The organism is Desulfovibrio subterraneus (assembly GCF_013340285.1).
GTDB classification, from domain to species: domain Bacteria; phylum Desulfobacterota; class Desulfovibrionia; order Desulfovibrionales; family Desulfovibrionaceae; genus Halodesulfovibrio; species Halodesulfovibrio subterraneus.
Genome location: NZ_BLVO01000013.1, coordinates 357,478 through 370,247 on the forward strand (window position 1 = coordinate 357,478; position 12,770 = coordinate 370,247).

A 12,770-nucleotide genomic window follows, 5' to 3' on the forward strand; every position below is an offset into this window, starting at 1 on the left:
CAAAATCAGGATGGCTGTTTCTGCGCTGCTGCCCGTAGAGTGGTATCAATGGTTTCAAGCAGCTCCTGGCGCGAATAGGGCTTGCTCAGCACCGCGTTGAATCCGCTGTCCTTATCCGTGAGCCGTTCATTTTCGGCAAAGGCAGTGAGGGCAATAATCGGTGTCAGGACTGCGGGATTGCCGCTTTCCCCTTCACGGATTCTGCGGGTTATCTCCATGCCGTTGGGGCCGGGGAGCTGTATGTCCATCAATATGATGTCATAGGTTGCTTTTTCCAGCGCGTGCATCGCCTGTTTGCCGTCACCGGCAACAACTACCTTATGTCCGGACAGCTCCAGAAGGCCCTTGGCTGCTGCCTGACTGATCGGGTCGTCTTCCACCAGCAGAATATGCAGGTGTTCTTTTCTGCCCTTATCTCCGGATGCTCTGCCGGCTTCAGTTTCTTTCCGGACGATTTCGAAGGGCAGCAGGATGTGAAAGGTGCTGCCCTTGCCTTCTTCACTTTCCGCCCATATCCGCCCGCCAAGCTTGCGCGCCAGATTGCGGGTGATGGAAAGGCCCAGCCCCGCCCCGCTGAACTCCTTTGTCATGAAGTCCTCTGCAATGGTGAAGGACTTGAAGATGTGCTTGATTGCCTCCTGCGAGATGCCAATGCCCGTATCCTGTACGGTGAACAGGATGTTGATGAAGCGCGAAGAGATCTCCTGAGCCCCGCCATGCGGGGCCACTGTCAGCGTCACCGAACCCTTCTGGGTGTACTGGACCGCGTTGGACAGCACGTTGGTGAGAATCTGCTTGAGACAGCCGGGGTCGCACAGCAGCTGTTCGGGAATGGAGTCCGCGTAGTGGTATGAGAAATCCAGCGATTTCAGCTGCGCCTGCGTCTGTATCACGTCAATAAGGGGCCGCAGGGTCTCCTTCATGCGCGTGGGTTTCTTATCGATTTTCAGGGTTCCCGTTTCAATGTGTGAAAGTTCAAGCAGTGACGTGACCAGAGACCCGAGCCGCACGGCGGATTGGTTCAGAAATGTGAGCAGCTCCTTCTGTGCCGGAGTGAGCTGGCTGCCTTCCAGCAACTGGGCCATGCCCAGAATGCCGTTGAGCGGCGTTCGCAACTCATGACTGATGTTTGCCAGAAACAGGCTTTTGGCCTGACTCGCCGCTTCTGCCGCTTCCTTTGCTTTGGAGAGTTCAGCTGTCCGTTTGCGAACCAGACTGTCCAGTTCCTTGTTCTGGTTGTAGAGTGCCAGATGCGTTTTTACTCTTGCGAGCACAATGGCGGGATTGAAAGGCTTGGAGATGAAGTCTACCGCGCCGATATCAAAGCCCTTTTCTTCGTCGTTATTGGAGTTCAGCGCCGTGACGAAGATGATGGGAATGTTCGCCGTCTTCGGGTTTGCTTTGAGGGCTGCGCCGGTTTCATACCCGTCCATGCCGGGCATGAGTATATCAAGCAGGATAAGGTCCGGCGGAGTATTGGCCGCAAGTTCCACGGCGTCCTGCCCGTTGGTGGCGACATTGATGGCGTATTCCGGCTGCAGGATGGCATAGAGCATCTCGATATTGGCCGGCGTGTCATCAACAATCAGAATTCGGTATCTGATGGGCTTCATTTAGGTGACCTTCTGCTATCGGTGCCGCACATGATGTTGTTCATCAGGCACTGTCGCTCTTCCTCAAAGTCTGCATGCATGATTGCGGCTGCACGGATATCTTTTTCTATCCTCAGGAAAATATCGATGATTTGCGGATCGAACTGTTTGCCGGAACTCTCGGCAACGATGGACAGCGATTCATGATGCGATATGGGCTCCTTGTAGACGCGTTTGCTGATAAGTGCGTCATAGACATCGGCCACGGCCATCAATCTTCCGGCAAGGGGAATATCCGTGCCGGAAAGACCTTGCGGGTATCCGTTTCCGTTCCACCATTCATGATGGGTATGGGCAATCTCCCTTGCGACACGCAGGAAGGAATTGGACGTATTCAGCATACGTTCGGCGCGTTGCAATGAGTCGCGGCCATATATGGTATGCAGTTTCATGATCACGAATTCGTCATCGGTCAGCCTGCCGGGTTTGAGCAGAATGTGATCGGGGATGCCAATCTTGCCGATGTCATGAAGGGGGATGGAAGCGCAGAGCATATCGACGGGAACTTCTTTGAAATACGCTGCATATTCCGCCATGCCCGCAAGTTGCTCCGCAAGCAGGCGCACATAGAGCTGGGTGCGTTTGATGTGTCCCACCAGCTCGTTGTCGCGCATTTCCGCAAGGCAGGCCATGCTGAAAATGGTGACGGACTGGGTGAGGGCTATCTCCTCTGTTCTTTCCTCGACAAGATGTTCAAGATTGTCTTGATATCCCTTAAGTTTAAGGTGATTTCGTATGCGGGCCTTGATGATGGGGGGGCTGAATGGTTTGGTTATGTAGTCAACAGCCCCTAGTTCAAGGCCTCTGGCCTCGTCTTCGGTATCTGAAAGGGTTGTGACGAAAAGTACGGGAATGGATGCGGTGCGCGGGTCGGCCTTCAATCTCCGGCAAACTTCATAGCCGTCCATTCCGCTCATGATGATGTCCAGCAGAATAATGTCCGGCTGCGGTTCAGCTGTCGCCAGCTCCAGAGCTTCGCGCCCGTTGGTGGCGGCACTGATGGCAAACTCGTCTTTCAGGATTTCCCTGAGGATAAGTATATTGGCCGTGGTGTCGTCAACGATGAGAATGCGCATTGCGGAGGTCATGATTGTTCCTCCTGTTGTATCGGCTTGTCCTGTTCTTTGCGGAACAGCTCGGAGAGCCGTTCAACACGTATGGCGGCCTTTTTGAACGCGAAAGATGCCAGGTCTTCACCCAATTCGGCGGTGAGATCTGCATCAAGTCTGACAAGAGTCGGAGTCAGTGTCTCGAAAAGGGCCAGTGCTGCCATGTCATGGATGGCAATGGCTTCCTGAAGGTCGTGAAGAATGCTTTTAACGTTCTCCACGGGCATGGCATCCGGTGGCGGTGTGGCGGCATCTGCGCCGGAGGGGGTGAGATGCTGGACACCGGCAGCCTGTTCGGCCTGTTCGTTCAGTTGCGTCCGGATGATCAGGGGAATGCCCTTTATCACCTGGTCCAGGGTATTTTCCAGTTCAATCAGCACTTCGTTCAGGTTCGCGTTGTTGTCACGCAGGGCCTGACAGGTCCGTTCTGCTGCTTCATATACTGACATTGCTCCGATATTACCGGCAACTCCCTTGAGCGTGTGTGCCAGACGGAAACCGGCCTCCAGACTATCCTGCTTTACGCATTGGCGGACTCTGGCCGGTATGTCGGCTTGTTCACGCAGGAATCCGTTTAACAGGTTTACATAGATGCCTCTGTTGTTGCGTACGCGGCGCATGCCTGCGTTAACGTCGATAATCTCGTTCTCGGCAGTGGTGAACGTTGACGGCGTTTCTGCCGGAGTAATGGGTGTTGCAACAGGTTCCCAACCTCCTTTGTGGATCCATTTGCCAAGGGTGGCATACAGTTCGTCCGGATCGATGGGCTTGTTGACGTGGTCGTTCATACCGGACTGGAGACTGAGGTTTCTGTCCGAAACCATGGCGTGGGCTGTCATGGCGATAATGGGCATTCCCTGCAGCCGGGGCAGGCTGCGAATTCTGCGTGCTGCCTCCAGCCCGTCCATCACCGGCATCTGAATATCCATGAGCACGGCCTGGAATTCTTGCTTCTGGACAAGGGTCAGAGCCTCTTCCCCGTTGCGGGCCAAGGTGACTTCCATGCCGACACCCTGCAGGAGTTCGGTTGCAACCTGCTGGTTAAGCTCGTTATCTTCTGCCAGCAAAATGCGTGCGCCCCGTATGTGATCCGGTATGGATGGAGCCCGCTGGGAGGAGCTGGTGACGGCTTCACTGATTTCGAAGTTGAATGCCTCAAGCAGTGTATTAAAAAGAACTGATCGGTTTATGGGCTTGAGCATGAGCCCTGTCAGATTCTCTTCAGCAAGGCGTTGGCGTATTTCATCCCTTCCGTAGGCCGTGACCATGATGAACTTGGGGTCGTTCGGAGGAGTCAGGATTTTTCTGATCTCCTGTATGCAGGTTATTCCGCCCATTTCCGGCATCTTCCAGTCCATGAAAACAATATCATACGGCGGGTCCGCCTGCTGAACCAGGGAAATGGCATGCCTGGGAGATATGGTTGTGTCCACTTTCAGACCGAAGGATTCAAGCGATTCTGCAAGTACCTGCAGGGCATTGGAGTTGTCATCCACGGCCAGCACTTTGCACCCTTTCAGGGATTCGGGCATGCGGAACGTTTGTTTGATGAATTCTGAAATTTCGAAGGTCAGGCTGAAGTGGAACTCCGTCCCTAGCCCAAGCCTGCTTTCACATTGAAGGTCGCCCCCCATGAGTTCGACCAGCCGCTTGGAAATGCTCAGCCCGAGTCCGGTACCCCCGTAAAGGCGGGTGGTGGAGCCATCGGCCTGTGTAAAGGGCATGTATAGATTTTTCATGTTCTCTTCGCTCAGGCCGATGCCGGAATCCTTCACACTGAAACGGAGCTTGGCGGTTGTTTTGTCCTGCGTAATTCCCCTTACGGCAAGGGTGACTTCACCTTCTTCTGTGAATTTTACTGCGTTGTTCGCAAGGTTGGTGAGCACCTGACTCAGTCGCAGGGAATCACCATACAGGCTTGCGGGCACATTGGGGTCAACTGAGAGCAGAAGCTCTATGCCCTTTTCCTCGGCTGCAAGCACAACGATGTTGATGACGTTTTCGAGCATGGTGTTCAGAGCGAAGGGGTGGCGTTCAATCTCAATCTTGCCCGCCTCGATCTTGGAGAAGTCCAGAATGTCGTTGATGATGTTCAGCAGCGTATCCGAGGCATGCTTTATCTTCTGCAGATAGTCGCGTTGCCGGGGGTCATGTTCCTTGCGCAGGGCCAGATTTCCAAGGCCGACAATGGCGTTCATGGGGGTACGAATTTCATGGCTCATGCGGGCCAGAAATTCACTCTTGGCAGAGTTGGCCTCTTCGGCAAGGGTGCGGGCACTTTCCAGCTCCTCCTTGTTTTTTACGCTGTCGGTGATGTCGCGGGTTATGCCCCGGTATCCGCCCACCAGCCCTTGCTCGTCGAAAAAAGCCGTGCCGGTCGAACGCACCCATACGGGATGCCCGTCCTTGTGTATGCAGGTTTCTTCCCAGTGCATGTGGCTTGCATTCATCAAGTCCGGATTGTTGGAAAAGGTATGGTCCAGCAAGGGAGCCAGATTGAAGGGGGCGACAGTCGCTGCTTCTTCCTGCGTGTAGCCGAGGATATTCAATATGCGGGGGCTCACATAGGTGAGGTGGCCGTTGCTATCGGTTTCCCAGATGATATCCCACGAACTCTCCACTATCTGTTTGAAACGGTTGCGGCTGGTCAGGATCTCCTTCTCGCTGGCCTTTCTTTCGTTAATGCGCTTTGCCTGTGTGAAAGCCACAATGGAAATGAGCGAAGTCAGCACGCCGAACAGGTAAAAGAAGTCCACGTATGTCTGACGAGCCAGTGCCGCGAGTTCGGCTTGCGGGATCACGCTGATGAGCCGCCACGAGAGCGAACGGGTCATGCTGTGACCAAGATTGCTCTTGGGAACATACTCAACGGCGGTGTAGGTGATGAGATCGCCGTTCACATACATCTGCCCGTTGCTGGTGGCGGCTATGTCTTCCCATGCATCCGGAAATTCTGCCTGAAAGGTACGTCCCTTTTTATCCGGATACATGAACCCCCAGCACTTGCTCTGATCCCTGTGGTATAGCCAGTACCCGTCTTTGTTGAGCAGCATCAGCCCCGTGCGTTCGTTCCGGTCAAGGTCTGCAAGGCTGTGCAGCATGCCTTCTGCAAGGTAGTTGAGGACGATAACGCCCCGGCGTTGTCCAAGTCTGTCGTCAGCACCGGTAGCAAAGCGTATGGTCGGCTTGAGAGGCGTCTCAATGACGTTGTGTTCGATATTGAGATCCAGCGGCGAGAAATAGATGGCTTCCGAAGGAAGATCTTTCGTCTCGGAGAAGTAGTAACGGTTGGATTTGTTCTGCAGTTGATCGCTGGGAACTATGGAGGCCCCGTGTGGCTCCTTGTTGATGCGGATGTCTTCATCACCGTTCATCAGAAGAAGCCGTGCCTGATCATATTGCCGGTTGTTTCTGATGAAGGAGCTGAATTCCTGCTCCAGCGCCTTCTTGTGCTTGGGAGACCATGTTGTCAGGTAGTCCCGCACCTCAAGATGGATGGAGAGATTAATCAGGTTCTGGGCAACGGAGTTAATCTCAAGCTCCAGCGATTTACCCGCAAACTCGATGAGGGATATTTGCCGACGTTCCAGAACGGTTTTCTGGGAGTCAATTTCCTGTTGCAGCAGGTAGATGAGAGATGCGGCAACGACCAGAATGACAGGAAGCCCAAGACTGAGTGCGCTGAGCAGGACTTGGCTATCTCTGGAACGTGCGGTGTTGTTCGTCGTGTGTACGTGGCTGTTTGTCATGGGGTATCCAAGCTGATTTTTAGCATAGGATACTGAATGACGAAGATTGCAGCAACGGTATATGCTCTTTTATAACGGTGTTCGCGGCAGGTTATAATGCAAAGCGGAAAAGAGCTTGTCTGGTCGTGGATTAACGATGGAGACGATGTGGCTCCGTAAGGTTCAGCACTGTTTGCACCCTGTTCAAATACGTATGGTCACGCAGGATGAGTTCACGCCACAAAGCCTTGAGCTGTGCCGCCTTATGCGGGTTGGCAAGCAGGTGATTTACCTTGGGTGAAATCTCCGCAGGGCGCCGGAAGGTCACCGCGTCCGCAAGGTGGCGGGGGAAAATATCCATGCCGGGGTTTGCGTCCGTGAGCAGCAGGCCACCCGCCGCCCATACGTCAAAATGGCGCTGGGTGAGTCCCGCAGGGAGCAGCATGCCTGTGACGTTAAGCGAGATGCGGGCGTTTCGGTACACGGCAGCGAGTCCGGTATAGTAATCAACAGGGGGGCGCAGGTCGGAACCTTCCGGCAGGCGGGGCTTCCATTGTTCATCACCGATGACGGTAAGTCCGCAGGGATGTGCCTGCTGCAGGCACATGGTGCGCCAGCATTCCGTGCTTTCGGCGGCATTGGCCCCCACCGCGCGGGGCGTGTCGGGCCAGAAATCTGCAGCTCCGAGTTGGCCGGCCCACCAGTGATAATCCGGTCTTTCTCCCCGCAGCAGCATCTCATGCGCGATGTTCTGCAAAGCACCGTCGGGGTGTATGCCTGAAAAATATTTGCGGCGTTCGGGAAATTCCGACCGGCCCACAAAGACAACCGGTGCAAGCGGTGCCACGAGCTCCGCATCGTCCTGCGTGGCAAACAGGGCAGGGTCCGTGGCAAGGGGAAGGTGGTGCACCTCCCGCGCGCCTGCAGCCTGCAATGCAGGGATGAAGCTGGCATCCGTGACGAAGAGTAATGACTCTTTCCAGAAGGGGGCCTTGCAGCCGGAAAGTATGTGCCACGGCGTATCCACACACCATATGGCAACAGGCACGCCTGCTGCCCTGAGCAGGTTGTGGCGTTCGCCGAACATGTCCAGCCCCTGCGCGTTCACGCTGAAGAAAAGGGCAGGGGTACCCTGCGCCAGCAGCCTGGGCAGCTCGGATGTGATGGTATCGGGATCGAGAATGTGAACGGCATACCCCTCTGCTGCAAAGGCGCAGGAGAGTTCGCGTATGAGCAGGCCGTGTTCCGTGCCGGACAGCAGGATGGTCCGTGTTTGTGGACTGGCTTGTGTGCCACCCCCCGGGTTCCGGGAGCGCAGATGCTGCAGCTGCACAGCTGCCAGCAACGGCCCCCAGAAGGAAGGAAACAGCCGCAGGTTCTGCCTGAAGGCCAGCACAGTGGATGCGGACAGCAGCGAGGGTGTGCATTCTGCGGGGGAAACGGACACCCAGCCGGCGGGAATGGCATCATGCCACTTCCGGTTCATCTGGGCGGAAAATTCAGGTGATTCCACATAGCGGATCACGGCATCACCGGCTGGATTTTTTGCCATAACTGCCTGCGCAGCCATTGCCGGATCAGGGCCGAGGCCGAGAAGCAGGAGGTCTCTTCCTGAGCCGTACGTGTCGAACTGGTCGGCACCGCAGAGAAGAGATTGGGGCTTGCCAAGTTCGTGTATGATGCGTATCCGTTCCGGGCGATGGTCCATTCTGTGGCCTTGGCGTTACTAGCTCTTTACGATACAAGAGCCGCAGGTGAAAAACAATGAAAGTATATCGTGACCATTATTTCAAGAAGGCCAAGCAGGAGAATTATCCTGCCCGGTCCATCTACAAGCTTAAAGAAATAGAGAAACGCTTCCGGATATTCAAGCCCGGAATGCACGTCCTTGACCTCGGTGCCGCTCCCGGATCGTGGTCGCTGGGTGCGGCGGAAATGGTGGGGCCGAGGGGGCGTGTGCTGGGGGCCGATATCCAGACCACTCCTACGGTGTTTCCCCCAAACGTCACCTTTATGCAAGAGGATGTGTTCGAGCGTTCTCAGGCATTTGAAGATGCTCTGGCCGATCTTTCGCCCATCCATGTGGTGATGAGCGACATGGCTCCGAGCACCACGGGCCACCGTTTCACGGATCAGGCCCGGTCTGCGAATCTGTGCCGCGAAGCACTTGCCGTAGCCACCAAATGCCTGATACATGGCGGCAGCTTTATCGTGAAAATTTTCATGGGGCCGGACTTTCATGAATTCGCGAGCGAGCTGCGCACCCATTTTGTAACTGTGAAGACTTTTAAACCAAAGAGCTCCCGCGCTGAGAGCATCGAAACCTTTTATATAGGAATGGGTTTCAAGGGTGATCTCGAAACCGTGCCCGCGTCTGAAGAAGATGCCGGTTCCGAATAGGCGGAACCGTAACAGGCAGGCGAACCACGCGGGAAGCTGAACAAAAAACACGAGCAGCAAACGTGCTGCATCACGCCGGACCAAGGCGTGCGGTCCAAGGAGGAAACATGGCCGGACATAGTAAATGGGCAAACATCCAGCATCGTAAGGGGCGTCAGGACGCAAAACGCTCCAAGGCCTTCACCAAGGCTGCCAAGGAAATCATCATTGCAGCGAAAGGTGGCGGCGACCCCGCTGGCAACGCCCGTCTCCGTGCCGCCATTGCAGCCGCCAAGGCTGTGAACCTTCCCAAGGACAGGATCGAAAACGCCATCAAGAAGGGTACCGGCGAACTGGCCGGCGGCGACATCGCGGAAGTGATGTACGAAGGCTACGGTCCCGGCGGTGTTGCACTGCTGATCGAAGCTGCCACCGATAACAGAAACCGTACCGTGGCTGAAGTCCGTCATCTGCTCAACAAGGGCGGCGGTTCCATGGGCGAAGCCGGCTGTGTGGGCTGGATGTTCGACCGCAAGGGCGTTGTCACCGTTGACAAGGACAAGATTTCTGAAGAGCAGATCATGGAACTGGGCCTTGAGGCCGGTGCCGAAGACGTAATCGATCAGGACGCCACCTGGGAAGTGCGTGCAGCACTTGCCGATTTCGAAGCTGTCCGCTCCGCTTTTGAAGAAGCCGGAATCGAAATCGCTTCCGCCGAAATGGCGATGATTCCCCAGAACACCATCGAAGTTGACGCACAGGTGGGGCAGAAGCTGCTCAACCTTGTGGACATGCTCGAAGACAACGACGACGTCCAGAACGTCTGGGCAAACTTCGATTTGTCCGACGAGGCGATGGCCGAGCTGGCTTAAGACTACCAGAAACGCCCGTCCAAGACGGGCGTTTTTCTTCCCCCTGCCATATGGCCGGACGGTAAGGCGGCACAATGACCCAAGGTATTACGGTTCTCGGCATAGACCCCGGTTCCCGCGTGACGGGCTGGGGGGTGGTGCGCGAGATATCCGGCGTGGCATCGCTGGTGGACTGCGGCACGGTGCGGACTGCCGATGCGGATATAGCGAAACGGCTGGGCATCATCTTCCGCGGCGTAAGCGATGTTATCACCACGCTTCGTCCAGACGTGGTGGCCGTGGAAAATGTGTTTACCGCAAAGAACGCCGCTTCCGCCCTCAAGCTCGGGCAGGCAAGGGGGGCTGCCATAGCCGCTTGTGCATTGCATGGGCTTGATGTGCACAGTTACGAACCTACCAAGGTCAAGCAGGCCATTGTGGGAACCGGCAGGGCGGACAAACAGCAGGTTGCCTTCATGGTTGCCACCATTCTTGGCGTGAAAAAGCCCTCGTGGGCGGTGGATGCGAGCGATGCGCTGGGCGTTGCCCTGTGTCATCTGACACTGCGCCGCTATGAGAAGCTTGCAGCGCGCTGAAAACGATTTTTCAGTGTTTCCCCGAATCCGTATTGCGGTCACGTTGCGGCATTTGAACTTCGTCCCCTTAACATTATAACGGGATTGGGGTACAACCCGCCAACGAGGTAACAGGCATGATAGCGTATCTTGAAGGACGGCTTGCCGAAGCCGGAGAATCTTCCGTCATTCTGGTCACCCCCGGCGGAGTGGGGTATGAGGTGTACCTGCCGGTACATACGCTTTCGCGCCTGCCGGAACGCGGGGGCGAGATCGCCGTATTCACCTATACCGTGGTGCGCGAGGATGCGCTTGAGCTCTATGGCTTTCAGACATGGGACGAGCGGCAGACCTTTGCCGTGCTCATTTCCATATCCAAGGTGGGAGCCAAGACAGCCCTTGCCATTCTTTCCCAGTTCCGGCCGGACGATCTGCGGCAGGTGGTGGCGGAGGATGATGTGGAGGCGCTGACCCGCGTTTCCGGTATCGGCAAGAAAAGCGCCCAGCATATTTTTCTTGAGCTCAAATACAAGCTCAAGGTGGAGCGTGTGCCCGGCGGTGCCGTGCTGAATGGCTCTGCCCCCGGTTCGCTCTATCGCGATGCCCTGACCGGCCTGTGCAACCTCGGGTACACGGAAGATGAAGCCGGAACAGTCCTGAAGAATGTTCTGAAGGATGAACCCGACCTCGATGTGGGCGGTGCTTTACGCGCCGCACTCAAAGCTCTTGCCAGGGGACGCTGATGACGTTGCACGATACTGAATGCCATCTGAGCACTTGCCTTGATGAAACAGTAAGGCCCCCCTCGCTGGATGAATTCATCGGGCAGGAGGAGCTGCGCAGCAACCTGAGTGTGTATCTGCAGGCTGCTCGGGAGCGCCGTCAGGCCATGGACCATACGTTGTTTTACGGCAACCCCGGTCTGGGCAAGACGACCCTTTCGCAGATCATGGCCAGCGAGCTTGGGGTGAACCTTGTTTCCACGTCCGGCCCTGTGCTGGAACGCAGCGGCGACCTTGCGGCTATTCTGACCAATCTGGGCCGCAACGACATTCTTTTTGTGGACGAGATCCATCGCATGCCCCCTGCAGTGGAGGAAGTGCTGTATCCCGCCATGGAGGACTTCAAGCTCGATCTGGTCATTGGGCAGGGGCCGGGAGCACGGACCGTGAAGATAGATCTTGAGCCGTTCACGCTGGTGGGAGCCACCACACGCATCGGCCTGCTTTCCTCACCGCTGCGCGACCGCTTCGGGGTCATTCTGCGGCTGGAGTTTTACACGCCCGAAGAGCTTGCCCGCATTGTAGCCCGCACGGCAAGAATTTTGCGGCTGGAACTCACACGCGACGGTGCGCTGGAAATAGGCAGGCGCTCGCGCGGAACCCCGCGTATTGCCAACCGTCTGCTGCGCCGCGTGCGTGATTTTGCTACGGTGAAGGGGAACGGTGCCGTTGATTCCGATCAGGCGGCCGAAGCCCTTGGCCGTATGGAGGTGGACGAAAGCGGGCTGGACCAGATGGACCGCAAGCTCCTTACTGTGCTTATCGAGCATTTCGGCGGTGGCCCTGTGGGAGTGAAGACCCTTGCGGTTGCCTGTTCCGAAGAAGTGCGGACCATAGAAGATATTTACGAGCCGTATCTCATCCAGTGCGGCTTTCTCAAGCGCACATCGCGCGGTCGCGTTGCCACGGCACGCGCCTATCGGCATTTGAATCTTTTGGCCTAACCAGTTTTTTCCCCAAGGTGGTGTCCCATGCCGCAGAAAGCGTGCCGGGTTGAATTACTTGCGTCCACACCGGACGCCACGTCCCTTATCTATGCAGCCTTCCGTCAGTGTTACCATGCAGGTTTCGTGGGCGATATGTGGCCCCGTCTGCTGGCGGGCGAAATCGCTGCCGACAAGCAGGCGGCCTTCATCACCAAGGTCATGGAATCAGGCCATGCCAGCCCCATTGAGCATGTGAGCTTTACCTTTGCCGTCGAGGGTGTTTCCCGCGCGCTTACGCACCAGCTGGTGCGTCACCGCATTGCCTCATATTCGCAACAGAGCCAGCGTTATGTTGACGGCAGCGATTTTGACTATATCCTGCCGCCTGCCATTGCCCGCATTCCCGAGGCGAAGGAACGGTTCGAATCTTTCATTGCGGAAATCGGCAACGCCTACCGCGATCTGAAAAATATTCTCGAAGCCAACGGCAGGGGAGAAAAAGCCAAGGAAGACGCACGGTTTGTACTTCCTCAGGCAGCGGAATCCAAGATTGTGTTCACCATGAACTGCCGCAGCCTGATCAACTTTTTCGAGCACCGCTGCTGCACGCGGGCGCAATGGGAAATCCGGGGCATGGCAAATCAGATGCTAGACATCTGCCGCGAAGTGCTTCCGGTTGTTTTCAAAACCGCCGGTGCACGTTGTGAGCGTCTGGGCTACTGCCCTGAAGGTGAGAAGTTTACTTGTGGCAGGTACCCCTTGCCTTGA

The 12,770-nt window shown here is 56.1% G+C and carries 10 protein-coding genes; 6 read left to right on the forward strand and 4 right to left on the reverse strand.

The window, feature by feature from the left end; all coding sequences use genetic code 11:
- Positions 1 to 5: 5 nt before the first annotated feature.
- The 4 genes from HUV30_RS08525 to HUV30_RS08540 form a co-directional block, all read right to left on the reverse strand.
- Positions 6 to 1,613, reverse strand: coding sequence for a response regulator (locus tag HUV30_RS08525; RefSeq protein WP_174405018.1), 1,608 nt, complete (start codon positions 1,611 to 1,613; stop codon positions 6 to 8).
- Positions 1,610 to 2,740 (reverse strand): response regulator, encoded by a 1,131-nt coding sequence (locus HUV30_RS08530; RefSeq protein WP_174405019.1) that lies wholly within the window; start codon positions 2,738 to 2,740, stop codon positions 1,610 to 1,612. Before HUV30_RS08530 ends, HUV30_RS08525 begins: the two co-directional genes overlap by 4 nt.
- Positions 2,737 to 6,510 carry a PAS domain-containing hybrid sensor histidine kinase/response regulator gene (locus HUV30_RS08535; RefSeq protein WP_174405020.1) on the reverse strand — a complete coding sequence of 1,258 codons (3,774 nt, stop codon included), beginning with the start codon at positions 6,508 to 6,510 and terminating at the stop codon, positions 2,737 to 2,739. The genes HUV30_RS08530 and HUV30_RS08535 overlap by 4 nt, the downstream gene beginning before the upstream one ends.
- Positions 6,511 to 6,640: 130 nt before the next feature.
- The gene (locus HUV30_RS08540) at positions 6,641 to 8,197 is read right to left on the reverse strand and encodes a glycosyltransferase family protein (protein ID WP_174405021.1); all 1,557 of its coding nucleotides are present in this window, start codon (positions 8,195 to 8,197) and stop codon (positions 6,641 to 6,643) included.
- A gap of 56 nt (positions 8,198 to 8,253) precedes the next feature.
- Between HUV30_RS08540 and HUV30_RS08545 the strand changes: the two genes are divergently transcribed.
- The 6 genes from HUV30_RS08545 to thyX all read left to right on the forward strand — a co-directional run bounded on the left by HUV30_RS08545 (position 8,254) and on the right by thyX (position 12,770).
- Complete coding sequence (locus HUV30_RS08545; RefSeq protein ID WP_174405022.1) at positions 8,254 to 8,889, forward strand: RlmE family RNA methyltransferase; 636 nt, start codon at positions 8,254 to 8,256, stop codon at positions 8,887 to 8,889.
- Positions 8,890 to 8,996: 107 nt separating this feature from the next.
- Entirely contained in the window at positions 8,997 to 9,740 is a 744-nt protein-coding gene (locus HUV30_RS08550; protein ID WP_174405023.1) for a YebC/PmpR family DNA-binding transcriptional regulator, read from the forward strand.
- 74 nt (positions 9,741 to 9,814) lie between these two features.
- Positions 9,815 to 10,315, forward strand: a complete 501-nt coding sequence (gene ruvC, locus HUV30_RS08555) for a crossover junction endodeoxyribonuclease RuvC (protein WP_174405024.1) — start codon at positions 9,815 to 9,817, stop codon at positions 10,313 to 10,315.
- A gap of 116 nt (positions 10,316 to 10,431) precedes the next feature.
- The gene (ruvA, locus tag HUV30_RS08560; protein ID WP_174405025.1) at positions 10,432 to 11,037 is read left to right on the forward strand and encodes a Holliday junction branch migration protein RuvA; all 606 of its coding nucleotides are present in this window, start codon (positions 10,432 to 10,434) and stop codon (positions 11,035 to 11,037) included.
- Complete coding sequence (gene ruvB, locus HUV30_RS08565) at positions 11,037 to 12,020, forward strand: Holliday junction branch migration DNA helicase RuvB (protein WP_174405026.1); 984 nt, start codon at positions 11,037 to 11,039, stop codon at positions 12,018 to 12,020. The genes ruvA and ruvB overlap by 1 nt, the downstream gene beginning before the upstream one ends.
- A 27-nt stretch (positions 12,021 to 12,047) precedes the next feature.
- Positions 12,048 to 12,770: an FAD-dependent thymidylate synthase gene (gene thyX, locus HUV30_RS08570; protein ID WP_174405027.1), complete on the forward strand. Its 723-nt coding sequence runs from the start codon at positions 12,048 to 12,050 to the stop codon at positions 12,768 to 12,770.